Raw genomic sequence first — 23,137 nt, forward strand, 5'->3', positions numbered from 1 at the left:
AGCCGGTTTGGTACGACTTTTTTAGCTCCTGTCCATGAGCTGGCACATCATCATGGCCTTGCCGACCATAGAGCCTTCACTGAAAGCTTCCACATCCACTTTTCCAAACTTCCTGCCAACCTCCAAAACTTTCGGATGAATTTCAAGATTGCTGTCAATTTGCACAGGCTTCAGGAAGTAGATTGTCATATTTTCGACAACCAAATCCCCTTTTTTATAACCCCTTAACGCCCTGCTCGCAGCTTCGGAAACAATTGTCGTAAATACCCCATAGGAAATTGTGCCAAGATGGTTCGTCATTTGCGGCATGACATTGATACTGTAATAATCCTCACCTTTAGTCTTTCCCTGTGATAAAACCAGTTGGCTCGTTACAATATCATCCAGTGTTTCACCAACCTGTGGCTGGCGCTGGATTAACTGCAGCGCCTTCAGGACATCCTGGCGGCTTATGATCCCAATCAACCGATTGGAATCATCCACGACCGGCAGAAGTTCAATCCCTTCCCAAACCATCATATGCGATGCAGAGGCTACACTTGTTTTACCGCTGACTACTACGGGGTTCTTGGTCATGACTTTGTCAATTGGAGTATCCAATTCCTGACCCATAATATCCTTCGGTGTAACAACCCCAAGAACCTTCATGGAATGATCCGTTACAGGATATCTGCCATGTTTTGTTTCCCGATTATACTGAAGCCACTGGCTGACTTGATCGGTTACCGTTAAATAAATTGTTTCCTCCAAAGGAGTAAGAATATCCTCGACCAGAGTAATTTCCTTTTTAATCAACTGGTCATAAATGGCCCTGTTGATCATAGTCGCAACTGTAAACGTATCATAGCTTGTTGAAATAATCGGCAGTTGAAGCTTATCAGCGAGCTTCTTTACATGTTCGTCCGTATCGAACCCGCCAGTTATGAGGACTGAAGCGCCAGCTTTTAAGGCATATTCCTGAGCTTCTGTCCGATTGCCGATGATGAGAAGGTTCCCTGGACCGGTATAGCGCATCATTGCATCGAGCTTCATTGCGCCAATTAGGAATTTATTTAGCGTCTTATGGAGTCCGGCCTTTCCGCCGATGACTTGGCCATCGACAATATTGACAATTTCGGCATATGTCAGCTTTTCAATGTTTTCTTTCTTTTTCCGTTCAATACGGATTGTTCCGACTCTCTCAATCGTACTGACATATCCTTTATTTTCAGCATCTTTGATCGCCCTGTAGGCGGTTCCTTCACTTACATTCATCGCCTTGGCGATTTGGCGCACGGAGATTTTATCCCCAACTGTCAGTTCATCTATATAGCGCAGAATTTGTTCGTGCTTAGTTGCCAAGACCTTCACCCTTTGCAAAAGTTCCCGCCATTTGATAGCGGAATAGATATAACTCTATTATAGAGATATTAGATAACTGATTCAATGAAGGGCTGGACGTAATTTCAGTTTGAACGGGACCTGACTGGCCTTCTTTGCTTTTTCCCGGCTGGATGCACTGGTATGGATCCGCGGGCCTTTACGATGCCCGCAATATTTCCGGCAGCTACAAGAATAGCGAACGAAGTCCAGACCACTGTAAAGAAACCCGCCATGCCGGAATCAATCGGCAGGCGGGGTCCCGCGTAGTAGATCAAGAACAATGTTAACAACAAGCAAAGCAGCAATCTATTTTTTCTCAATCGTAATTCCCCCTTTGTATGCTTGTTTTATCTTTATGCATAAAAGAGGGGAAAAAGTATAGAGTTTGAGCGGAACCGAGCTATTAAAGTTCCAGTGAATCACCCGGCTCCATTACCTTGCCCTGTCCTTCTTCGAGCATTTCTACAAACGAGTGTGGATCCTGCTTGATCGGCGGGAATGTATTGTAATGGATGGGCACAACTGTTTTTGCCCCCAGCAGTTTAGCAGCATAGGCAGCATCCTCCGGCCCCATCGTGAAATTATCGCCTATAGGCAGGAAAGCTATATCAATCGGGTGCCTTTCCCCAATCAGTTTCATGTCAGAGAATAATGCGGTATCTCCCGCGTGATACACAGTTTTGCCTTCAGCCATAAATAAAATTCCAGCAGGCATTCCGCAATAAATCATCTGCTTATCTTCTGTTTCATAACTTGAACCATGGAAAGCCTGGGTAAGCTTTACTTTTCCAAAATCAAACTGATACGCCCCGCCAATATGCATCCCGTGCGTTTTTACCCCTTGCCAGCCGAGGAAAGTCGAGGTTTCAAAATTGGCGATGACAAGAGAATCATTTCTTTTTGCCAAACTGACAGTATCCCCGACATGGTCATTATGGCCATGCGAAACAAGAATAACATCAGGCTTTTCATTTTCTTCCTTCAAATCCGTTAGCGGATTTCCGTTAATAAAAGGGTCAATTAAGATCGTTGTTTCCCCCGTTACTATTTTTACAACTGAATGGCCGTGGTAAGAAATTTTCATAGCACATACCCCTTTCAATTATTTGTACATTAGCCAAGTTCCATTGTGGTACTATATTTCCTGTCTAACTATTATTTTAACGGGTTTTGAAGCGAATGTTCAATAAAATGACTGGATACTGTTATAATAAGACAGTATACAATTACATATAGCAGGGGGATTTAACTATGAATGAAAGACTGCAAAAACTTTCAGCCTGGATGAAAGACCAGGATGCCGACGTATCATTTATCAGCTCTCCCGATAACGTCTTTTATTTAAGCGGATTTTACACCGACCCGCATGAACGTTTATTGGGACTTGCTGTATTCCAGGATGAAGAACCATTCCTTGTTTGTCCAGCAATGGAGAGAAATGATGCGCAGAATGCCGGCTGGGAATACGAAATCATTGGATTTAAGGACACTGATAACCCTTGGGAAATGATCCAAACCTCAATTGCCAAGCGCCTTCCGAAAACCGCGCAAAACATCGCAATTGAAAAAGAACATCTAAATGTCGAGCGTTACGAGGAACTGAAGCGTATTTTCCCTGATGCCGTACAGTTCATTTCTGCAGAAGAAAAAATGAGGGCGCTAAGGCTCATAAAGGATGAGAGCGAACTTAAGGCGCTGCGCGAGGCAGCAGCTCTGGCGGATTACGCCATTGAAGTAGGCGCAAGTGAAATCCAGGAAGGAAAAACAGAGCTTGAGGTGCTTGCCGCCATTGAATTTGAATTGAAGAAAAAGGGCGTTAAACAAATGTCCTTCAGCACGATGGTTCTGACAGGCGAAAATGCCGCGTCCCCACACGGGAACCCTGGACAGACTAAAATCAAAAAAGGCGATTTTGTCCTTTTCGACCTTGGCGTTGTCGTTGACAGGTACTGTTCCGACATTACCAGAACGCTTGCATACGGTGAGGTAACTGAAAAGCAAAAGGAAATCTATGATACAGTTTTAAAAGCTCAGCTTGCTGCTATCGAAGCCAGCAAGCCCGGAACAGCATGCTCCACTGTTGACCTGGCCGCAAGAGACGTGATTACAGCTGCCGGCTATGGAGAACACTTCCCTCACAGACTCGGCCATGGCCTTGGAATCAACGTCCATGAGTATCCTTCCATTATGGAAACAAGCCCTCTACGCCTAGAGGAAGGGATGGTCTTTACAATCGAACCGGGTATTTATGTACCTGGTCTCGCTGGGGTCAGGATTGAGGACGATGTCCATGTAACGGCTTCCGGACTCGAGGTACTGACAAAATATCCAAAAGAACTTCAGATCATTAGATAAGAATAAAAAGCAGGCTTGCCCGTGATGAACTGGGCAGCCTGCTTTTTCATATTATTTCTAATTAAGCAGGGACTCTACTTTAACATACTCAAGATTCTGCGCTTCAGCAACAGCTTTATATGTGACATGGCCGTGCAAGGTGTTCATCCCTTTTAGAAGGGCTTCATTATCGAGACAGGCTTGCTTATATCCTTTGTTCGCAATTTGAAGGGCATAGGGAACTGTTCCATTTGTCAATGCAATCGTCGAAGTCCTTGGAACGGCACCAGGCATATTCGCAACAGCATAATGGACAACACCATGTTTCATGTAGGTAGGGTTATCATGTGTCGTAATCCTGTCGGTTGTTTCAAAAATGCCGCCCTGATCGATGGCGATATCCACCACAACACTGCCAGGCTTCATCGATTTGATCATATCCTCGGTTACAAGCTTAGGAGCCTTAGCACCCGGGATTAAAACAGCCCCAATGACAAGGTCGGATTCTTTGACAGCCTCAGCAATATTATAAGGATTTGACATAAGAGTGGTAACACTGGAACCGAATATATCATCCAACTGGCGAAGCCTTTCCGGATTCAAGTCAATAATTGTGACTTTAGCGCCGAGCCCGATTGCCATTTTTGCCGCATTCGTGCCGGCTACCCCTCCGCCAACAATCGTGACAACCCCCCTTTGGACCCCAGGTACACCTGACAGAAGAATCCCTTTGCCTCCATGCACCTTTTCGAGGAACTGTGCGCCGACCTGTGCCGCCATCCTCCCAGCTACCTCACTCATTGGGGTCAGTAGCGGAAGCGCGCCATTCTGAAGCTGTACCGTTTCATATGCGATTCCCGTTACCTTTTTCTCGATCAGCGCTTTCGTCAGTTCAGGCTCAGGAGCAAGATGCAGGTATGTAAATAATATCAACCCTTCATAGAAGAATTTATATTCTTCAGGAAGCGGCTCTTTTACCTTCATGACCATATCCTTGTCCCAGGCTTCTGCTGCCGTCTGGACAATGTTGGCACCCGCCGACTTGTAGTCCTCATCAGAAAAACCCGATCCAAGCCCGGCACCAGATTCTATGTACACATCATGGCCGAACTTCAGGAGGTTCATAACCCCCGCGGGTGTCATCGCAACCCGGTTTTCATTGTTTTTAATTTCTCCTGGTACCCCTATCCTCATCTTCTATGCCTCCTACAAAAAAATGTCTTGTCAGCTGTACTGTTAAGCTTGCACTTTTATTTTACCAAAAGAAACATTATTCGGACAATTTTTCGCCATTCGGTCCCAAATCACCCAAAATCATAAACAGAGTGCCGGCGATTACCAGGCACTCTGCACAATTAATTTCTTTTGCATTACCAATAGTACGGGTAACCGTAAAAAGGATAGCCGTATCCGTATCCATATCCGAATTCTGGTGCCAAAAGCGCTCCAGCCGCCAGCCCTCCTAAAAATCCTGGGAAAAATCCTCCAAAACCCCACGGGCGCCCGAAGCCCCACCCGCCAAAGCCCCATGGACGTCCAAACCCAAAGCGCTGGTCATTCATATCTATCATTTCATGATGCCCCATCATCTCAGGCTGCGCACCAACAAACTGGTACTCATTATTCAAAGCAGACTCCTCCTCTTTTGTATTTCATACACTAAAAGGATATGCGTCCACCCATGGATGGTCGTGGGTTTTTGCCCTAGGTTTGCAAAATTACAGAACCCCTTATGATTCCTTGCCAATTTCACCTTCCGCCATAGGATACTTGTCCCTTTTTTCCTTAGCTTCCTGCTCCCCCATGAAGCCGCTGTTATAGGAGTTCATAATTTGCATACTGACAGTTTCAGTTCCTTTTTCATCATATTCGAACCTTTTCTGTTTTTCCTTTGTCATTTCATCTTCTCCATTCGGCAAAAAAGTAATTTCTTTATCCACCAATTAGTTTCCGCCACTTGTTTATCCCTATACATGCCGGTTTTCCTGTATAATTCTATAAAAGGCCAGAAAGTTTTTCCGACCCATTGTTTGCTTGTACAATTAATTTGACAGGGGGGTTTAAAATGGCTAACAATTATCAAAGAATTTTGGTGGCGGTGGATGGATCGAAAGAAGCTGAACTCGCTTACCGGAAGTCTCTTGGCATCGCTATGAGAAACGGAGCAGACCTTTTGCTCATCCATGTCATTGATACCCGGACCTTCGCCATTGTCGAGGCCTATGATCAGGCTGTTGCAGACCGGGCAGACCAATACGCGTATGAACTCCTCGAACAGTATAAAACACAGGCCATTGATTACGGCCTGAAAAACGTAAACTGTCTCGTGGAATTCGGATCGCCAAAATTGAGAATCCCGAAAGATATTGCAAAAAGCCAAAACATCGACCTCATTGTTTGCGGAGCAACCGGCCTCAATGCAGTCGAAAGATTTTTAATAGGCAGCGTATCCGAGAATATTACAAGGCATGCACCCTGCGACGTTTTAATCGTAAGGTCTGAAAAAGAATTTTCTTAAGTGGGAAGATACGGAGGTAACAAATGGAGCAGTTTTTTTCTTATGACAGCCGCTTAGGTATCCCAGTACCTGACTTAACAAAAGACTGGCAAGATTACAGTGTGGAAACTCAGGAAAAAATCCTTTTTTCATGGGAACAAATACGGGGAGCCATACCCGACCGAATCATAGAACTAGAAACACTAATCAACGAACGCCAAGGCGATTTGTCAAATGAAAGTAGTTTTAGCCGTTCATGCGAGCTGAACACCGAAATTGCCGAACTGGCGTCCATCATCAATGATTTATGGCTCTGGTACAGGGCCGGAGATAACGCGCTCGATGAAAAACCCCAAGATTAGAAAAAGCTCCCGGCTGGGAGCTTTTCCTTTGAATCACAGTAAATCTTTTTTCAGTTCCCTGACCACATGGCCGATTTCGGGAAGGATGAGTTTATTCATAGCGAGTCTGACCGCCCCGGATGATCCAGGGATCGAGAAGACTGCCCGATGATTGACAACCCCTGCAGCTGCTCTTGACATAAGGGCGGCTGAACCGATGTCTTCCTGATAACTAAGCATTCGAAACAATTCTCCAAACCCAGAAATCTCTTTTTCAAACAGCTTTGTCACTGTTTCAATCGTCACATCGCGCATTGCAATTCCGGTGCCGCCGTTTGTAATAACAACCTCGACTTCCGGATTGGCGCATCCGTTCTGCACCTCGGTTTTAATCAATTCCCCTTCATCTTTCACAATACAATAGTCCGCTATTGTATGGCCTTGTGCTTCAAGCAGCTCCATAATTAGCTTTCCACTTTTGTCCGTTTCTTTATCACGGGTATCACTAACGGTAATGATTTTGCAGGCTACCGAGTTCGGTGCCTGTTTTTTATGCTCCTGGACACTCATCAGCGCCCCTCCTTATCCATTAAATAGCGCAGCCTGTAATAGTTATGGGAAAAATCGGTCACTCTTCTCGTAAGCTGATAATTTGAAATAGACCCTACAGCCATACTGACCAGCGGAAGGCCCTGTATCATCTTTTTGCGGAAAAGAGCAATGACCATGGCCTTGAAAAGCTGACGGACCGGTTGTTCAAGCCATGTAGAGTCAGTTAGTTGATCGCTGCCTTCATAGAAGTACCTATCTCTGTCACCTTCAAGTTCATTCACTAGATCAGTCCAGCTATCCGCCTGCATCCTCGGAGGGAGAGTGGATGTATGGAATACCTTTAAGGAAGCCATCATTTCGAATGGCGTATTGACTTCGTACCCATATGTCATGGCCAACAGTTGCACCGCACGGAGATTGATGACAGCCATGGCCGGGATGTCCATTCCGAGCAACAGGGTTCCTCCTGTTCCGGACAGTCCCCCCTGTGCAAAAGAATAAAACCGATGTCTAGCAATTGATTGCTGCGCAATATAGTTAAGCTCATCAATTTTCAGATTCCTTAAGTCTTCTACTCGTTCTATATCACTTCGGAATATTCTTGCCGAGGCGAGAATGCGTTCTTTCGCATCAAGCTGGAATTGAGCACCTTGAATCATTGCATTCAAATGGAACAGCCAATTGTCAACAAGCGAATAAAATTGAGCGCGAACGTTCTCGGGCAGCATGGAAAAAGCTGTTTCCAAATATTTTTCGTAGGTCATTTGGAAATCGTTTGGTTCATATTCAAAAAGCTTTCTTTCCCATTCCTTGATTTCGGAAAGAATGGCATTCTCCCTGTCTGTCAGCGGCATGAATGGCCCCCCAATCGTGAACTTTTCTTCAGTATAGCATATCCGGACAGGCACACTGAAAAGTTAGAATATAAATAGGCCGTACCACTAACAGGGTACAGCCTAATTCGTTCTTATTGTATATTGCCGAAGCGCATGACATCGCGGGCAATCATCACTTCTTCATCCGTAGGGATAACAATAACCTTTACAGGTGAATGAGGATAGTTGATGAATGCTTCCTGGCCTCTTACCTTATTTAAAGCAGGGTCCCAGTATACGCCCATAAATTCAAGGCCATGCAAAACACGGGCTCTGATGACATCACTGTTTTCACCAATTCCGGCAGTAAAAATAATCGCATCGATCCCGGACATGCGCGCCGCATAAGAGCCGATATACTTATGGATCCGGTTGGCAAACACCTCAAGCGCCAGCTCAGCGCGCTCATTTCCCTCGGAAGCCTGGATTTCAATATCGCGCAAATCACTTGAAAAGCCCGAAACTCCCAGCATACCGCTTTTCTTGTTTAATACATCCAGCACTCCGTCTGCGGTCTTGCCGGTTTTCTCCATTATATATGGAATGAGTGCAGGGTCAATATTACCTGAACGGGTTCCCATCGTCACTCCGGCAAGCGGAGTAAAGCCCATGGATGTGTCGAGCGATTTGCCACCTTCAATCGCTGCGATGCTTGCCCCATTTCCGAGGTGGCAAGACAAAAGCCTTAATTGCTCAATCGGGCGGCCGAGCAGCTCAGCAGCACGCTGGGAAACATATTTATGGGATGTGCCATGGAAACCGTATTTCCTGATTCCATATTTTGTATAGTAATCATACGGAAGGCTGTACAGAAAAGAGCTTTCCGGCATTGTCTGATGGAATGCCGTGTCAAAAACCGCTACCGCAGGAATATTCGGCAAAACTTGGCGGAATGCCAGAATGCCCGTCAAGTTGGCCGGATTGTGAAGCGGCGCAAGCTCCGACAATTCATCAATTTTTTGAATTACTTCATCGTCAATCAAGACCGAGTCATTGAAAGCTTCGCCGCCGTGTACGACCCGATGGCCAACGCCAGAAATCTCATCAAGTGACTTGATTGTTCCAGTTGAAGTCAATTTATCGAGCAGGATTTTAACGGCTGCTTCGTGATCCGCTATGCGCGTGACTTCCTTGAGTTTTTCATTACCAATCTTCATATTGAAAACCGCATCGTCAAAACCAATCCGTTCAATTAGCCCTTTTGTAATAACTTTTTCACTCGGCATCTCAAAGAGCTGAAATTTCAACGAAGAACTTCCAGCATTGATTGCAATAATTTTTGCCATATGAACCGCTCCTTTATTAAGTCATAGCTTTCCCGGGGCCGGAATCCTGGCAGCCCCATTTGGAAACTCTATTTCTTTCAGTCACCCTTCAGTTTACCCACTCTATCAAGTGCTTTTCAAGGAAATACATTCATTTACCCTCTTTTGGCAAAATGTTGTTCTATTCAGTATTTTCGGTATTGATTTTGTTAGCGTTCTAAAGGAATACGAACCAGAAAGAGCTGCAAATCGAAAAGCAGCCTAAGAAAAATGGCTGCTTCTCGTATTCCTTATTTGTTCTCGGAAATCCACTGGCTTATGCGCGTCAAAATCTTTTCCGTTCCCGCGGGGTTGGATAAGGCCGGCAGATTGACGAGTAAAGCTTCTTTTGGGGGCCTTGTGTCTTCACCCGCCTTTTGCAAAATCAGGATGCTCTTCGCTGCCTTCTCTGATTTAAACATCGACAGAGGCAGCTGCAGGATGCCTTGTATGTGGGCAGACTCTTTAAAAAAACTGCGCAGCTTTGGCGCCTCAGGGCTTTCAAATAATCCATTCGGAATGACAAAAAAGAGATAGCCGCCGGGCTTGGTGGCGTTTATGCTTTGTTCAATGAACAGATGGTGCGCATAAGAATGCCCTTCTGCTGCTGCAAGCTTATACTCAGCCGCCCTCTCATCATCCGGATAATAGCCAACTGGAAGATCAGCAATAACCGCATCCACAGGATCAATGAAAATGGGCTGCAGGCTGTCTTGATGAAACAGCTGGACAGACTGCTCCTGAAGATTGGCATTCACATACGCAAGCTTGATAAGGACATCATCGATTTCCATCCCGATCCCTTCCACCTGTTTATCCATTTGCTGATTCGTGACAGATGTCAACAGATTGCCTGTTCCCACAGCGGGATCGAGCAGCCTGAAAACGGGATGGCGGACGAACTTCTGGACGAGATAGCCAATCAGCATCCCAACGGAATCCGGGGTCATCTGATGGTTAGGCTGCACGTTTTCCTTCATGCCTTTTAGAATCGCCAGCTGGAACGCCTTTCTAATGTCCTCTTTTGCAAAAGCGCTTAGGTGAATCTTTTCATAGCTCTTTTTCAGCCGTTTCGCATTGATTTCACTGATTTCTTCCTGCAAAACAGAGCCGTGGAAAAGGTTTTCTCCTGTCTCTGCCAGTGCTTCGAGGTATGTACACGATAATTCTTCCTGAAGGATGGAAGTGGTCTCGTTAAAAACGGTAAATAGTTGCTCTACCGGAGATAATTTCATGGTTTCGCCTCCGAATTAATTTCTCTTTCCCATTTTAGCTTCTTTTATTTTTCCAGACAAGTTATGAAAATTTAAAAAGCCCCGGTGAAGAACCGGAGCTTTATTCTTGCCTTACTCTGCTTTTTTCGCTGCTTCAATTGCTGCGTCGTAATCAGGGTGGTTTGTTGCCTCGCTAACATACTCCACATACGTCACTTTATCATTGGAATCTACAACAAAAACTGCGCGGGCCAGAAGCCTCAGTTCTTGAATGGCCACCCCGAATGCCTCCCCGAATGACAGGTCGCGGTGGTCGGATAACGTCTGGACGTTTTCAATGCCGTTCGCTCCGCACCAGCGTTTTTGCGCAAAAGGAAGGTCGACGCTGATCGTCAAAACCTTTACGTTATCCAGTTTTGCTGCTTCTTCATTGAAGCGGCGTGTTTGCGCATCGCAAACCCCCGTATCAAGAGAAGGAACAACAGAAATCAATCTGACCTGCCCCTTTGAATCCTCGAGAGTCACTTCGGATAAATCATTCGCAAGAACCGTAAACGAAGGTGCCTGATCGCCTACTTTTACTTCACTGCCGAGCAATGTAACCGGATTACCTTTAAATGTAATAGAAGCCATCTCCAGTTTCCTCCTTTATTCACTATGTACAGTGTAAATATAACTTTTCACTAGGTCTTTTGCAAAAGATAGGACCTGCACTGCCCGAACAATATTTAAAGCTATGCGCACGATTTTCATTTTTTGGGTATTGTGTGTATCATTTAATTACTTCACAAAAAGGCGGGGGATGAAACATGGCAGAACTAAAGCTGGACCATGCTGTCCATTATGTGAATGACTTGAACCATTGTATAAATATATTTCATGAAAATGGATTGGCTGCTTCCAAGGGAGGATCCCATACAAAATGGGGTACTCATAACGCGCTCAGTTATTTCGAGCTCTTTTATGTTGAATTTTTGGGAATCGAGGATATCAAACTTGCCAAAAATCCCGAAGAACCTAATTTGCTTGTTGATGACGCCCTAACATTTTTGCCGGAAAATGAAGTACTTGCCAGACTGGCCCTCCGAACAGATGATATTGAGGAGGTAAGACGCAGGCTGCTCAACAAGGGCGCCGACTTATCCCCGATTACATATGGGAAGCGGCTTAACGCCCAGGGACAACTGATCGAGTGGCGGATGATGATGATAGAAGGCGATTTTAATGGCCTTTCTTATCCCTTTATCATTCAATGGAACGGTAATGACCAAGAGCGTCTTAGGACAATGATCGAATCGGGAGTCATTCGGCCGCATCCTGGCGGCGAAATTTCTCTTCACTCTGCTGTCTTCGAGGTTTCCAATCCTCTAGAGACCGCAGCCCACTGGCAGGAATTATTTACACTTTCACCCGTAAATATGCCATCTCGTAATATTGCTGAGCATTCCATAAGCGGCTCCCGGATCGTTTTTAAAGAAGGACATCTTAACAGGCTCTCAAAGCTTGTCTTTCGAACGAATTCGACGGCTCTAAAAGGAACTTCTTTGAAAATCGGCCAGGGGGAATATGAGTTTATTTAGCGCTTAAAAAGGGACAAGCTCGGGATGCAGCTTGTCCCTTTTCGCAGCGAATCAAATATCGAAGTCTGCCTTGCTGTTATTTTGGCTCTTCTCGTTTGAATTCTGATTTTTATCGCTTTCTTTATCCTGGTCTTTCCCTTGGTTTTGATCCTTCCCTTTACTTTGGTTTCCTGAGCCGCCACTCTTTGCCAGCATCTGCTGGACTTTTTCCACTGCCTGCGGGGCTGTTTCAAGAATCCGCTCCAAAAGGTGAGTACTCTCATCTAGATGAAGCATTTTTACTCCCTGGGAATTGACAATTAAAAAAGCAATCGGCGTGATGGAGACGCCCCCACCGCTTCCCCCTCCAAAAGGGTGCTTGCTTCCGGACTCCTGGCCGCCCCCGCTTTGGAATTCTGTTCCTCCCGCCGCGAAACCGAACCCTACTTTTGATACGGTAAGAATGACGCTCCCATCAGGTGTTTCGACCGGGTCGCCAATGATTGTGTTCACATCAATCATTTGCTTCAAGCTTTCCATAGCGGTTGTCATTAAGCCTTGAATTGGATGGTCCGACATAATAATTCCTCCTTAATAAGACTGGCCTTCCTCGCTTGAGAGTGCCGGCATGCCATTCGATCCTTGCTGCCTGTCTTCCAATTTCAGATACTTATACAGTCTGATTCCTGCTGCAATAGCTTTCCCTGCCCGAAAACTAAACATGCATGTCAATGAAGTGGCTGCAATTCGGAATTGAAAATAGGGGGCCACGTCGATGATTGGTTCTCCCTTGAGTTTTATATGCTCCGCAATTAATTTCATCATACTTCCCTTTAATGCCCAAATGGTTCCTGTGATCATGCCTGTCATGGCAGCATCACCCGTACCGGCTGCCGTTCGCCATTCAAACTTTCTTATGGTGACACCTTTCAAAAATCCCCTGAAAATTTCGTGGGTTTGGATTATTTTGTCTTTCAAATCTTTCAAGTTTTTTATTTTGTCCAGCCATTCTTCAGGCGGGATAATTTCTTCATCGTTCTTTCCTTTCACCGAAACAGTGGGTGGGTTTGTTTTCACCATTAAATCAGGAACCGGGATCTCGATATTTATCAAGCCAAATAATATACTGGTATTCACTTTCAGTTCATGCCTGCCTCCCTGGTACGTGTATTGTACAGTTACTGTTACTCGCAAAATCATGATGAGCGTGATTGTCAAAATAATCATAACCACGGCCAGGAACCATCCCATTTTCCCCACTCCCTTCAGCCGGTTAGTATTTGCAAAAACAAAAAAAATAAACCCGCGCTGCAGTAGCACAGGTTTACCAAATAATTAACGCTCAGTATGAATAACGGCTGTATCCGCAAAAATATCATGCAATGCCTGCTTCTTCGGATGGAAAGCCGGAATAATGTAAAGAATGATGATCCATGAAGAGATGAATCTGCCTATCCATTCCCTGATCAGGACATCTATCCAGGATAAATTTCCATCCTTTATATCAATAACAGCTAGTCCGAAAACCATTTTTCCAAGCGTCTGATGAAAGAATTTCGTCATCAGGACAAAGTACAGATAGAAAATAACCGCTGAGACAATAGTATCCGGCGAGAACAATCCTCCGGAAGATTCTATCTCAAAGAATCGGAACACAGGCTTAGCGATTAGCCTGAAAATGCTTCCTGCCACGATCAAATCGAGCAGATAGGCCCAGAATCTCATCCAAAAACCCGCAAATCTCAATGGTGTACCCGCTTCTCCATCAAGGGAGCTATTTTCTTCGAGGATTAAGCGCTGTTCATCCAGTTTTTCATAGTGTTCCATCATGCTTCCCCCTTATTCAGAATATAGGTACATGAGCCGCGGTGAGTTAGTTCTGCTTAGCACTTGCAGGAGTCCCTGAATTTCAGAGTCGCCGCTTAGAAGGCTTTTTGCTTTCATGGTGAAGAAGGAGCCAAACCCGAGTCCATCAGTATATCGGACCACCTGCGCATCCCCAAGCTTTTTATCTTTTTTCATTTGGGAAATAACGTCATCAAGATAGCCAAACTCATCTATTAAACCAGCTTCTTTCGCCTGGCGGCCGTCATAAATCCTTCCGTCGGCAAGCTTCCTGACCTGATCCGCAGACATTTTCCGGCCTTCCGAAATGACCTTTACAAAGCCTTCATAAGAGTTATTGATCATACCTTGGAGAATCTCCTTTTCCTCCCCGGTCATTTCTCTTGTCGGGCTCATAATATCCTTATAAGGCCCGCTTTTTATGGTCATAAAATCAACGCCATATTTTTTAGCAAGGCCTTCATAGTTTACGCCTTGCATAATGACACCAAGCGATCCTGTCAATGTTTCAGGACTGGCAAAAATCTTGTCGGCCGGTGCTGATATGTAATAACCACCTGAGGCGGCCATTGAGGCCATGGAAATGAAGACAGGTTTTTTTGTCTCTTTTCTAATTTCAACTATCTTATCATGGATTTCGGCGCTTTCGACCACGCCACCCCCAGGGGAGTTTACCCTGATGATGATTCCTTTGACACTGGCATCTCCGCCCGCGCTCTCCAGTTTATCCATAAAGGTTTTATGGTTATATGTCTGGCTCTCAAAGAAGGATGCTTCCCCAGTATCCTGTATAACCCCGTTCACATCTAGCACAACAATTTTCTTTAGCGCATTGCCTTCTTCAATTACTTCCTCCGTATAGCTTTGAGCCGCCGAGGCAAACAAATCACTGAAATCACTTTCAATCCCATTCTTGGCAAATCCCGACAAGAAATTGATTACAACTGAAACAAAGAACAGGCCAACAGCTATGCCGAGTGCCGCCCATCGCTTTCCATTCATTTTGGAAATCCCCCTTCTATGTCCTGCGTCTTCGCAAATAATTTCAAAAAGTAGAAAGAAATGCTAAACTTGATAGAGAAACAATACCAGTTTATCAAATGATTGTGTTTATGAATACCAATAACTTTTGCCGCCTAAGGAGGAATTATATTGGCCAACCGAAAGAATTTGTATTTTTATCATAAGCAGGATGAAGAATTGCTAAAAAAAGCAGCTCCGCTCTATGACCTGGCAGAGCAGTATGGTTTTACACTCGTCAACGATTACCGGGATGCAAACATCATTACCAGCATTGGAGGGGAGGGAACCTTCCTTCAGGCCATCAGAAAGACCGGCTTTCGTGATGATTGCCTATATGCAGGAATTTCTACCTCGGACAGCCTTAGCATGTACTGTGATTTCCATATCGATGATATTGAAAAAATGATTGAAGCGATTTCGAACGAAAAAATCGAGGTCCGCCGCTATCCGACTATCGAAGTTAAGATTGATGGGGAAACGAGCTTCCAATGCCTGAATGAATTCAGTATTAGATCCGCAATCATTAAGACCTTTGTGCTTGATGTTTTTATCGATGGCCTCCATTTCGAAACATTTCGCGGGGACGGGATGATCGTCTCAACCCCAACCGGAAGTACAGCCTATAATAAATCTGTTAATGGAGCAATTGTTGATCCGTTGTTGCCGTGTATGCAGGTCAGTGAACTAGCATCGCTCAACAATAACAAATTCCGGACACTCGGATCATCTTTCATCTTGAGTGGTGACCGGACACTTACCCTTAAGGTGGTCCAAGACGGGAATGACTATCCAACCATGGGGATGGACAATGAAGCACTCAGCATCCAGCATGTGGAGAAGGTCGAAATTAAACTAAGCAATAAGATCATCAAAACAGTCAAACTCAAAGATAATTCTTTCTGGGAAAAGGTCCAGAGAACATTTTTGTAATAGACAAAAAGGCATTCGCAATTTTACTGCGAATGCCTTTTCGTTTAGTGGTTACGCATTCTCACGCCAACAGCAGCAAACAACCTTGTTTTTGAAAGCGAATAGAGTGTGAGCGCGGACCAGATAAAAATAAACGCGAGAAGTTGCAGTCCACTAAATTGCTCACCATAGACAAAGATCCCGAGCATTAAAGACAGCGTTGGAGCTATATATTGAAGAAATCCCAGCATGGATAAAGGAATCTTCTGGGCCCCATTCGCAAAAAACAAAAGAGGAAGGGCTGTTACAACCCCTGCACCCGCCAGTAGAAGATGCGTACCGATATCAGTATGAAGATAGGCAGACGTGCCCTTTATCAGCATTAATATGAGATAGGCAAGTGCAATCGGAGTGACTGCCATCGTTTCAAGAGTCAAGCCGATTGAAGAGTCCACTTTAATGAGTTTTTTTGCCAGGCCGTAAAACCCAAACGTAAAGGCCAAAGTCAAGGCAATCCAAGGAAAGCGCCCATATGAAAGTGAGATGATGATGACTCCGATAAAGGCGAGGGCAAAGGAAACGTACTGCGCCTTCGTCAATTTTTCTTTCAGGACAATCATGCCAAGAAGAACACTCACGAGCGGATTGATGTAATAGCCCATGCTCGCTTCGACCATTTGCCCGGTATTAACCGCCCAAATATACACCCCCCAGTTCCCGCTGATCAGCACTGAAGCGATCGATAAGGCATAAATCTGCTTTCTTTGTGCCTTGAATTCTTTTAGAACTCCTAGAAAGGCTCCAAATTTCCCAGAAAACACTAGAAGTGCCAGCATGAAAACAAATGACCAAAAGACGCGGTTAGCGAGAATCTCAATTGCGTTTACATGACCTAGAAGTTTCCAGTAAATTGGCAGAAGGCCCCATAATAAATAGGAAAAGCCTGCCTGAATGACCCCACTTTTTATTTCCTTGTTCCCCATTATTTCGCGCCTCTATTCTTTCTAGTATCGAAGTATCTAATAATTATACATGATACTCCTTGGTAATGTTAAGTGGATTTTTATCCGCTTGTCACCTTCCTGATCCGAGGCAGTCCCAATTAACCAATGTCATCTTTTTGATAGACAATTTCTTCTCCGATAACGGTCATCACAGCTTTCGTTTGGTTAATGGTTTCCTTTGGGATTGAGAAAATATCCCGGTCCAATATTGTAAAGTCGGCTATGGAACCTTTCTTTATTTCGCCTCTATCACTTTCATGACATGATGCATAGGCACCGCCTTTTGTATACAACGAAACAGCTTCAAAAACAGTCAGTGCCTCATTCCTGTTGTAAACCATTCCATTAACTGTCCTATTTACCGCTGCATAAATTCCTAGAAAAGGATTCGGATTTTCAATTGGGGCATCAGATCCTCCTGTACAATGTATTCCCTTTTCAATCAAGGTCTTCCACGCATATGCATGCTGCATTCTTCGGCTGCCAATTCTGTCAATTACCCACGGGTAGTCGGATAGCATGAATACCGGCTGCAAATCCAGGACAATCGGAAGCTGCGCCGCCCGCTCGATCAGATCCCCCCGAAGAATTTGTGCATGGATGAGCCGGTCCCTGCCCGGACCGTTATGCGGATTCGCTTCAATTGTGTCAAGGCAGTACTCAAATGCTAAGTCGCCAATAGCATGAATGGCTACAGGCATTTGATGCTTTCTCGCCTCTCCGACAAGCATGCTCAGCTCCTCCCTGCTGAACATAGCGATACCCGATGTTTCCGGTGCATCACTATACGGTTCACTTAGAAGCGCTGTCCTCCCGCCAAGCGCCCCATCTGAAAATATTTTCATAGCCCCGAATTCAATCCACTCATTGCCGGCTGAATATGAAAACCCTTCATTTATGAATTCTTCAAGAACCCCGTGATGGACAAGCAGATGTGCCCTGAATTTCAAGCCATCCTCTTCAATTGCACGCTTTAATACCCTTAACGTTTTTGCAAAGCCGCCGTAGTAATTCAAGTCCTCTGTATGTACCCCGGTGATTCCCAAACTGTATAAGTCACGAATGGCTGCCTTTATTGATTTCACCATGTATTCTTCCGTCGCCTCAGGCAAAATGGAATAAACCATTTCCTGGGCACTGTCTTTTACAACACCAGTTATCCTTCCATCTGTGTCTTTTTCAATGAGTCCTCCTGATGGGGAAGCAGTTTCATCATCAATTCCTGCCATTTTTAACGCAATTGAATTAGCCACACTGGCATGCCGGCAGATTCTCTTTAAAAGCACCGGCCTGCCGGGGGCAATTTCATCGAGCTCACTTTTATGCAAGGATTCAGGAGTTTCCCACAGGTTATCATTCCATCCTTCGCCAATAATCCATTCTCCGGCATTCATACCAATCGAATATTCTCTAACAGCATTAAGAACTTCTTTTTTCGTACTGTATGTAGATAAATCCAGCCTGACCAGCCTTTCCCCATGTCCAATCAGATGGATATGGCTGTCGACCAGGCCAGGAATCATCGTACAGCCTCTTAAATCAATCCGTTTCTCAATTTTCCCTACAAATGTATTTTCGAGCTCGGAAACTGGTCCTATAGCAGTTATCATCCCATCCTCGGTCAAGACAGCCTCTACTATTTTTCCTTCCGTACTCATTGTGTAGATTGGTCCTCCATACCATAATGTTGCCATCTTTCTATCTCCTTCTCGTGTTTGTCTAAATCTTAAAGCAGGCGGGAGCTCCGCCTGCTTTACCTTATTGCTATTGTCCCCGGCAAGATACTCGTTAGTTTCTTCGGGTGGATGCCATTTCTTTTTGCCTCAGTTCGATTCTACGGATTTTTCCTGACGTCGTTTTTGGCAGCTCATCAATAAATTCAATTTTCCGAGGGTATTTATAAGGAGCAGTCAGTTTTTTCACATGCTCTTGCAATACTTTGATAAGCTCATTTTCTTCCATTGAAGACGGTTCTCGTAAAACGATAAACGCCTTTACAATATTTCCTCGTATTTCATCAGGACTGGCTACGACTGCGCATTCACTGACAAGCGGATGCTTTACGAGCGCATCCTCAACTTCAAACGGCCCGATTGTATATCCCGAACTGATGATAATATCATCGCCCCGCCCTTCAAACCAAAAGTAACCTTCTTCGTCCTTTTTAGCTTTATCACCTGTTATATAGTAATCACCCCTGAATTGCATGGCTGTTCGCTCAGGGTCTTTGTAATAATTTTTGAAAAGCGCGGGGGATTCTATATGGACTGCAATATCGCCGACTTCACCAGGACCACAAACTTCTCCCTGCTCGTTGACGATTTCAACTTTGTTTCCCGGTGTCGGCTTGCCCATGGATCCCGGCCTTAATTCCATGTCTTTTGTAATGCCAACGAGCAGCGTGTTTTCAGTCTGTCCGTAGCCGTCTCTGACATCAATCGAAAAATGTTTTTTAAAGGTATCAATCACTTCACGATTTAGCGGTTCCCCGGCCGAAACGGCACTGTGCAGCTTCGGAAGATTGTAATCCTGCAAATTATCCGCTTTGGCCATGATTCTGTATTCAGTCGGTGTGCAGCATAATACATTGACTTCATGTTTTTCAAGGAGCTGCAAATATTTTTGGGGATCAAATTTTCCGTGGTAAACAAGGCCAGTCGCACCTGAACCAAGAACAGACAGGAATGGGCTCCAAATCCACTTTTGCCAGCCAGGTCCGGCTGTTGCCCAAACTGTATCCCCCTCGTTGATGCAGAGCCAATTAGGCGCAGCGGTCCTAAGATGCGCATATGCCCAGCCATGTGTATGGACGACCCCTTTCGGATTTCCCGTTGTTCCCGATGTGTAGGATAAAAAGGCCATATCATCCTTGCCGGTTTTAGCTACCTCCATCTGCGCGGAAGCTTTTTCCATTGCTTCGTCAAGGAAGTACCAACCATCAACACGCCTGCCGACAGACAGCTTTATAAGACCATCCTTGTCAATGTTTTCAAACTCACCCGTAAAAGGATAATAGCTTACAACCGCTCTCACATCCCCATGTGAAATCCTATACGACAAGTCCTTCTCACGGAGCATTTCCGAACTTGGAATAACAGCAAGCCCAGCTTTAAGCGCGGCAAGATATACGACATAGGCCTCGATCAAGCGGGGGATGACAACGAGCAGTTTATCGCCTTTTTCTAGGCCAGATTCAAGCAAGACATTCCCCACTTTGTTTACTTGTTTCATTAATTCCCCGTATGTAATGTTCTTTGTTGCACCTGCTTCATCTTCCCAGATTAGAGCCAGTTTCTCTTCATTTGCGGCGAAGCGTTCAACCTCGGAAACGAGATTATATTGTTGCGGTGCGATCAGTTCATTCCGGTCCATTTACTTTCCCTCCCTAAAATTTCTTCCGTCTCCATTATATAAAATTTTTCAAAGATTATAAATTTTTATTTCCTAAATAATGCTTGCTGCAATTCCAAGACAATCAAAAAGGAGCGGTTTTACCCGCTCCCTGTAGCCATATTATTTGATTTTTGTTACCTAGAGAAACCTCCGCCAAGTTGCTGTTGAGCCATAGAAACGAGACGCTTAGTGATTTCACCACCGACAGATCCGTTAGCGCGTGAAGTAGTTTCTGCACCAAGGTTTACGCCGAATTCAGAAGCGATTTCTACCTTCATTTGTTGAAGAGCTTGTTCAGCTCCTGGAACTAGAAGTTGGTTGCTGCTGTTGTTAGCCATGTGATTTCACCTCCTTGTGAGTATAGAATGTGTAAACTCATAAAGGTTCATTCAACACAGCTTCTGGTAATTGTTCACAGCTTTTTCACAAATCTTGGAATCGTTAACGTTGGTCTGGCGCGGTAATCTACTTTAATTAATCTAAAAAAGATTGTCCATTCCAACTGTTTTGCTACTATAACCAGGGGTGATCCTGATTGTTTCTGTTCCTTCAACCGCACTTGCTTCAATTGGCTCAAACTCGAGAAAACTTTCATAGTACAGAACTTTATCTTTCTTAGGCTTTGTTTTTGGAGATGATGGAACAAATATAGTACAACAATCCTCATATGGCAGAATAGAGATGTCATAAGTGCCTAATTCTGTTGCCACTTCAATAATCTCGGTTTTGTCCATTGATATCAACGGCCGAAGTACCGGTGTATTTGTCACATCATTTATCGCATACATGCTTTCGAGTGTCTGGCTGGCAACCTGGCCAAGGCTTTCCCCAGTAATAATTGCAAGTCCGCCCTGTTTTTTACGAATTTGATCAGCAATCCGAAGCATCGATCTCCTGGTCGCAGTCATTGAATAGTTTTCAGGAATCTGCGCTTTGATAGCCTGCTGAACCTCTGTAAAGGGAACAATATGCAGGAGAATGCTTCCACTGACTTCAGATAGCTTTTCAGCCAGGTCAATTACTTTTTGCTTTGCCCGTTCGCTTGTGAACGGAGGGCTGTGGAAATGGATTGCTTCCAATTCGACTCCCCGCTTCATCGCTAAATATCCAGCAACCGGACTGTCAATCCCTCCTGATAGCATAAGCATCGCTTTACCGCCGGTTCCAATCGGAAGGCCACCCGCTCCTCTGATCGTTTCACAGGAAAGGTAAACAGCCTCCTTCCTCACTTCGATTTGAAGATTGATATCAGGTTTTCTAACATTCACCGTAATGCCAGGGAAGCTTGTTAGAATAAATGCCCCGAACAGTTGATTAATGCCGTCTGTATCCAATTCAAACGTTTTGTCTGATCGTTTTGCAGTGATTTTAAACGTCTTTCCTTCTGTATAAAAGGATTTCATTAATGTAAATGCAGCTTCCTTCATTGCTGGAATATCCCTTTCCGTCCGGATTGCCGGGCTCAAGGAGTGAATGCCGAAGACCTTCCTTACTTTTTCAATAACCGGTTCACTCGGTGCACCATTCAGGAGGATATGCATCCGATCTCTTTCAGCGTCAATTTCTATAGAAGGATGACCTGCTAATGCATATTTTATTCCCTTTTTCAGTTTTTCTACAAATTTCCCCCTATTGCGTTTCTTTGTGGAAATTTCTCCATATCTGATTAATATCCTGTCATATTGCATTTATTTCAAAACCTTTCCCAGTTTAGCAACTGTTTTTTCAATGGCTAGGAGGACATTTTTTGCTTCTTCAAGTGTATTTTCAAATGACAGGCTTATTCTGACGGCACTGCTTGCCAATTCATCATCAACACCCATAGCAAGTAGCGTCCTACTCGCGGTTTTCTTTTTGGAAGAACATGCGCTTGTTGTCGATACGTAAATCCCCATTTCTTCGAGGCTATGGACAAAGGTCTCAGCCTTAATACCTGGGACTGAAAAATTGATAATATGCGGTGCTGCTCCTGCCAATGGCGTGTTAATGGCAACTCCTTTCATCTCGTCAAGTCCATCCATCAATTTTGCCCTAATTTCATTCATCGTGTCCAGTCTCTCAGTCCTTTGCTCGAGAGATATTCTTAATGCTTTCGCCATGGCCACGGCCCCAGCGGGATTTTCCGTACCTCCACGGCGAAGGTTTTCCTGGCTTCCCCCTGATAAAAGAGGCTCCAGCCTGATCCCTTTTTTAATATACAGGCCCCCGCTCCCTTTCAGCCCGTGAAATTTATGAGCAGAAAAAGAATACATGTCTACTTCTGCTTCTTTCAAATTCAGCGGAATTTTCCCTGCTCCCTGTACTCCATCCACATGGAATAAGACTTTCGGAAAGGCCCTTAGCATTTGGCCAATTTCCTCTATTGGCTGGATCGTCCCCGTCTCATTATTGACATGCATGACTGAAACGAGGATCGTTTCGTCGGTCATCGCATCCCTGATATCGGCGGGAGATACCCTTCCTTGGGTGTCGACTGGCAAAAAGGTCACCTTGTAACCGTGCTTTTCCAGCTGGTTGAACGATTCACGTACAGATGCATGTTCCACCGCAGTCGTAATCAGATGGTTTCCCCTAGTTCGATAGGCTGCGGCTGCCCCTTTGAGCGCAAGATTGTTACTCTCGGTACCTCCAGATGTGAAGCAAATTTCCTCTGCTTCCACCTCAAGCAAACCGGCAATTTGCATCCTTGCCTGGCTAAGTAGTTTTTCAGCGGTCGCCCCAATCCCATGAAGGGATGAAGGATTGCCGAAGAACTCACTGGATACTTTCATAAATGAATCTAGTACTTCTTTAAAAGGCTTTGTTGTTGCGCTGTTATCAAAATAAATCATCCTATTGCCCCCATTATCTTTTCACCTATATTTATAATGTAATCACAGCTATCCACAATATCCAGAAATGGAAGAGAAAAGGACCGATCAGCCT

Annotated in this window: 26 protein-coding genes; 5 read left to right on the plus strand and 21 right to left on the minus strand. The window is 44.8% G+C overall.

The features are described 5' to 3' along the window. Positions 1-21: 21 nt before the first annotated feature. The 3 genes from D1B31_RS11125 to D1B31_RS11135 all read right to left on the minus strand — a co-directional run bounded on the left by D1B31_RS11125 (position 22) and on the right by D1B31_RS11135 (position 2,446). Positions 22-1,341, minus strand: a complete 1,320-nt coding sequence (locus D1B31_RS11125) for a CBS domain-containing protein (protein WP_118920961.1) — start codon at positions 1,339-1,341, stop codon at positions 22-24. A gap of 104 nt (positions 1,342-1,445) precedes the next feature. After that, complete coding sequence (locus tag D1B31_RS11130; RefSeq protein WP_118920854.1) at positions 1,446-1,682, minus strand: hypothetical protein; 237 nt, start codon at positions 1,680-1,682, stop codon at positions 1,446-1,448. Positions 1,683-1,765: 83 nt separating this feature from the next. Next, positions 1,766-2,446 (minus strand): metal-dependent hydrolase, encoded by a 681-nt coding sequence (locus D1B31_RS11135; RefSeq protein WP_118920855.1) that lies wholly within the window; start codon positions 2,444-2,446, stop codon positions 1,766-1,768. A gap of 167 nt (positions 2,447-2,613) precedes the next feature. Between D1B31_RS11135 and D1B31_RS11140 the strand changes: the two genes are divergently transcribed. Continuing rightward, the gene (locus D1B31_RS11140; RefSeq protein ID WP_118920856.1) at positions 2,614-3,717 is read left to right on the plus strand and encodes a M24 family metallopeptidase; all 1,104 of its coding nucleotides are present in this window, start codon (positions 2,614-2,616) and stop codon (positions 3,715-3,717) included. A gap of 57 nt (positions 3,718-3,774) precedes the next feature. Here D1B31_RS11140 and ald read toward each other — a convergent pair whose 3' ends face one another. The 3 genes from ald to D1B31_RS11155 form a co-directional block, all read right to left on the minus strand. After that, on the minus strand, positions 3,775-4,890 hold the full coding sequence (gene ald, locus D1B31_RS11145; protein WP_118920857.1) for an alanine dehydrogenase: 1,116 nt from the start codon (positions 4,888-4,890) through the stop codon (positions 3,775-3,777). A gap of 176 nt (positions 4,891-5,066) precedes the next feature. Next, positions 5,067-5,324 carry a hypothetical protein gene (locus tag D1B31_RS11150; RefSeq protein WP_420846091.1) on the minus strand — a complete coding sequence of 86 codons (258 nt, stop codon included), beginning with the start codon at positions 5,322-5,324 and terminating at the stop codon, positions 5,067-5,069. Positions 5,325-5,426: 102 nt separating this feature from the next. Further along, complete coding sequence (locus tag D1B31_RS11155) at positions 5,427-5,639, minus strand: hypothetical protein (protein WP_118920858.1); 213 nt, start codon at positions 5,637-5,639, stop codon at positions 5,427-5,429. Positions 5,640-5,761: 122 nt separating this feature from the next. On the opposite strand from D1B31_RS11155, the gene D1B31_RS11160 reads away from it, so the two are divergent. Together D1B31_RS11160 and D1B31_RS11165 are read left to right on the plus strand one after the other, a co-directional pair. Further along, complete coding sequence (locus tag D1B31_RS11160; RefSeq protein ID WP_118920859.1) at positions 5,762-6,214, plus strand: universal stress protein; 453 nt, start codon at positions 5,762-5,764, stop codon at positions 6,212-6,214. Positions 6,215-6,237: 23 nt separating this feature from the next. Next, positions 6,238-6,555: a hypothetical protein gene (locus D1B31_RS11165; RefSeq protein ID WP_118920860.1), complete on the plus strand. Its 318-nt coding sequence runs from the start codon at positions 6,238-6,240 to the stop codon at positions 6,553-6,555. A gap of 33 nt (positions 6,556-6,588) precedes the next feature. Here the strand turns inward: D1B31_RS11165 and D1B31_RS11170 are convergent, their stop codons facing one another. The 5 genes from D1B31_RS11170 to tpx all read right to left on the minus strand — a co-directional run bounded on the left by D1B31_RS11170 (position 6,589) and on the right by tpx (position 11,112). Then, positions 6,589-7,104, minus strand: coding sequence for a MogA/MoaB family molybdenum cofactor biosynthesis protein (locus D1B31_RS11170; RefSeq protein ID WP_118920861.1), 516 nt, complete (start codon positions 7,102-7,104; stop codon positions 6,589-6,591). Next, positions 7,104-7,940: an EcsC family protein gene (locus tag D1B31_RS11175; RefSeq protein ID WP_118920862.1), complete on the minus strand. Its 837-nt coding sequence runs from the start codon at positions 7,938-7,940 to the stop codon at positions 7,104-7,106. The genes D1B31_RS11170 and D1B31_RS11175 overlap by 1 nt, the downstream gene beginning before the upstream one ends. A gap of 113 nt (positions 7,941-8,053) precedes the next feature. After that, complete coding sequence (locus tag D1B31_RS11180) at positions 8,054-9,247, minus strand: acetate kinase (RefSeq protein ID WP_118920863.1); 1,194 nt, start codon at positions 9,245-9,247, stop codon at positions 8,054-8,056. 269 nt (positions 9,248-9,516) lie between these two features. Further along, positions 9,517-10,500: a class I SAM-dependent methyltransferase gene (locus D1B31_RS11185; RefSeq protein WP_118920864.1), complete on the minus strand. Its 984-nt coding sequence runs from the start codon at positions 10,498-10,500 to the stop codon at positions 9,517-9,519. A gap of 111 nt (positions 10,501-10,611) precedes the next feature. Further along, positions 10,612-11,112 (minus strand): thiol peroxidase, encoded by a 501-nt coding sequence (tpx, locus tag D1B31_RS11190; protein ID WP_118920865.1) that lies wholly within the window; start codon positions 11,110-11,112, stop codon positions 10,612-10,614. 176 nt (positions 11,113-11,288) lie between these two features. On the opposite strand from tpx, the gene D1B31_RS11195 reads away from it, so the two are divergent. Then, complete coding sequence (locus tag D1B31_RS11195; protein WP_118920866.1) at positions 11,289-12,059, plus strand: VOC family protein; 771 nt, start codon at positions 11,289-11,291, stop codon at positions 12,057-12,059. A 51-nt stretch (positions 12,060-12,110) separates the two neighbouring features. Here the strand turns inward: D1B31_RS11195 and ytfJ are convergent, their stop codons facing one another. The 4 genes from ytfJ to sppA form a co-directional block, all read right to left on the minus strand. Beyond that, on the minus strand, positions 12,111-12,617 hold the full coding sequence (ytfJ, locus tag D1B31_RS11200) for a GerW family sporulation protein (protein WP_118920867.1): 507 nt from the start codon (positions 12,615-12,617) through the stop codon (positions 12,111-12,113). A 12-nt stretch (positions 12,618-12,629) separates the two neighbouring features. Continuing rightward, positions 12,630-13,289 carry a DUF2953 domain-containing protein gene (locus D1B31_RS11205; protein ID WP_118920868.1) on the minus strand — a complete coding sequence of 220 codons (660 nt, stop codon included), beginning with the start codon at positions 13,287-13,289 and terminating at the stop codon, positions 12,630-12,632. Positions 13,290-13,373: 84 nt separating this feature from the next. Then, on the minus strand, positions 13,374-13,865 hold the full coding sequence (locus D1B31_RS11210; protein WP_118920869.1) for an RDD family protein: 492 nt from the start codon (positions 13,863-13,865) through the stop codon (positions 13,374-13,376). Positions 13,866-13,877: 12 nt separating this feature from the next. Then, a complete protein-coding gene (gene sppA / locus D1B31_RS11215; RefSeq protein WP_118920870.1) occupies positions 13,878-14,885 on the minus strand; it encodes a signal peptide peptidase SppA in 1,008 nt (335 codons plus the stop codon). Positions 14,886-15,035: 150 nt separating this feature from the next. Here sppA and D1B31_RS11220 point away from each other — a divergent pair, with 150 nt between their 5' ends. Continuing rightward, positions 15,036-15,836 (plus strand): NAD kinase, encoded by an 801-nt coding sequence (locus D1B31_RS11220; RefSeq protein WP_118920871.1) that lies wholly within the window; start codon positions 15,036-15,038, stop codon positions 15,834-15,836. Between the two features lie 44 nt (positions 15,837-15,880). On the opposite strand, the gene rarD is transcribed toward D1B31_RS11220, so the two are convergent. The 6 genes from rarD to D1B31_RS11250 all read right to left on the minus strand — a co-directional run bounded on the left by rarD (position 15,881) and on the right by D1B31_RS11250 (position 23,043). Next, positions 15,881-16,798, minus strand: a complete 918-nt coding sequence (rarD, locus tag D1B31_RS11225; protein ID WP_118920872.1) for an EamA family transporter RarD — start codon at positions 16,796-16,798, stop codon at positions 15,881-15,883. A gap of 119 nt (positions 16,799-16,917) precedes the next feature. After that, the gene (locus D1B31_RS11230; RefSeq protein WP_118920873.1) at positions 16,918-18,513 is read right to left on the minus strand and encodes an amidohydrolase; all 1,596 of its coding nucleotides are present in this window, start codon (positions 18,511-18,513) and stop codon (positions 16,918-16,920) included. 94 nt (positions 18,514-18,607) lie between these two features. Next, entirely contained in the window at positions 18,608-20,191 is a 1,584-nt protein-coding gene (gene mbcS / locus D1B31_RS11235) for an acyl-CoA synthetase MbcS (protein WP_118920874.1), read from the minus strand. A gap of 155 nt (positions 20,192-20,346) precedes the next feature. Next, a complete protein-coding gene (locus D1B31_RS11240) occupies positions 20,347-20,550 on the minus strand; it encodes an alpha/beta-type small acid-soluble spore protein (RefSeq protein WP_118920875.1) in 204 nt (67 codons plus the stop codon). A gap of 141 nt (positions 20,551-20,691) precedes the next feature. Beyond that, positions 20,692-21,900, minus strand: a complete 1,209-nt coding sequence (thiI, locus tag D1B31_RS11245) for a tRNA uracil 4-sulfurtransferase ThiI (RefSeq protein ID WP_118920876.1) — start codon at positions 21,898-21,900, stop codon at positions 20,692-20,694. Further along, positions 21,901-23,043 (minus strand): cysteine desulfurase family protein, encoded by a 1,143-nt coding sequence (locus D1B31_RS11250; protein WP_118920877.1) that lies wholly within the window; start codon positions 23,041-23,043, stop codon positions 21,901-21,903. It lies immediately after the preceding gene. Positions 23,044-23,137: the final 94 nt, after the last annotated feature.

Origin of the sequence: Neobacillus notoginsengisoli, assembly GCF_003515685.1 — a bacterium.
Taxonomy (GTDB): Bacteria; Bacillota; Bacilli; order Bacillales; family Cytobacillaceae; genus Bacillus_D; species Bacillus_D notoginsengisoli.

Coding starts and splice junctions, on each gene's coding strand:
- rarD (WP_118920872.1), bottom strand. CDS start 16,798: ATGGGGAACAAGGAAATAAAAAGTGGGGTCATTCAGGCAGGCTTTTCC.
- D1B31_RS11230 (WP_118920873.1), bottom strand. CDS start 18,513: ATGGCAACATTATGGTATGGAGGACCAATCTACACAATGAGTACGGAA.
- D1B31_RS11250 (WP_118920877.1), bottom strand. CDS start 23,043: ATGATTTATTTTGATAACAGCGCAACAACAAAGCCTTTTAAAGAAGTA.
- D1B31_RS11205 (WP_118920868.1), bottom strand. CDS start 13,289: ATGGGATGGTTCCTGGCCGTGGTTATGATTATTTTGACAATCACGCTC.
- D1B31_RS11165 (WP_118920860.1), top strand. CDS start 6,238: ATGGAGCAGTTTTTTTCTTATGACAGCCGCTTAGGTATCCCAGTACCT.
- D1B31_RS11135 (WP_118920855.1), bottom strand. CDS start 2,446: ATGAAAATTTCTTACCACGGCCATTCAGTTGTAAAAATAGTAACGGGG.
- D1B31_RS11160 (WP_118920859.1), top strand. CDS start 5,762: ATGGCTAACAATTATCAAAGAATTTTGGTGGCGGTGGATGGATCGAAA.
- D1B31_RS11185 (WP_118920864.1), bottom strand. CDS start 10,500: ATGAAATTATCTCCGGTAGAGCAACTATTTACCGTTTTTAACGAGACC.
- D1B31_RS11240 (WP_118920875.1), bottom strand. CDS start 20,550: ATGGCTAACAACAGCAGCAACCAACTTCTAGTTCCAGGAGCTGAACAA.
- ald (WP_118920857.1), bottom strand. CDS start 4,890: ATGAGGATAGGGGTACCAGGAGAAATTAAAAACAATGAAAACCGGGTT.
- D1B31_RS11180 (WP_118920863.1), bottom strand. CDS start 9,247: ATGGCAAAAATTATTGCAATCAATGCTGGAAGTTCTTCGTTGAAATTT.
- mbcS (WP_118920874.1), bottom strand. CDS start 20,191: ATGGACCGGAATGAACTGATCGCACCGCAACAATATAATCTCGTTTCC.
- D1B31_RS11170 (WP_118920861.1), bottom strand. CDS start 7,104: ATGAGTGTCCAGGAGCATAAAAAACAGGCACCGAACTCGGTAGCCTGC.
- thiI (WP_118920876.1), bottom strand. CDS start 21,900: ATGCAATATGACAGGATATTAATCAGATATGGAGAAATTTCCACAAAG.
- D1B31_RS11210 (WP_118920869.1), bottom strand. CDS start 13,865: ATGGAACACTATGAAAAACTGGATGAACAGCGCTTAATCCTCGAAGAA.
- tpx (WP_118920865.1), bottom strand. CDS start 11,112: ATGGCTTCTATTACATTTAAAGGTAATCCGGTTACATTGCTCGGCAGT.
- ytfJ (WP_118920867.1), bottom strand. CDS start 12,617: ATGTCGGACCATCCAATTCAAGGCTTAATGACAACCGCTATGGAAAGC.
- sppA (WP_118920870.1), bottom strand. CDS start 14,885: ATGAATGGAAAGCGATGGGCGGCACTCGGCATAGCTGTTGGCCTGTTC.
- D1B31_RS11140 (WP_118920856.1), top strand. CDS start 2,614: ATGAATGAAAGACTGCAAAAACTTTCAGCCTGGATGAAAGACCAGGAT.
- D1B31_RS11175 (WP_118920862.1), bottom strand. CDS start 7,940: ATGCCGCTGACAGACAGGGAGAATGCCATTCTTTCCGAAATCAAGGAA.
- D1B31_RS11195 (WP_118920866.1), top strand. CDS start 11,289: ATGGCAGAACTAAAGCTGGACCATGCTGTCCATTATGTGAATGACTTG.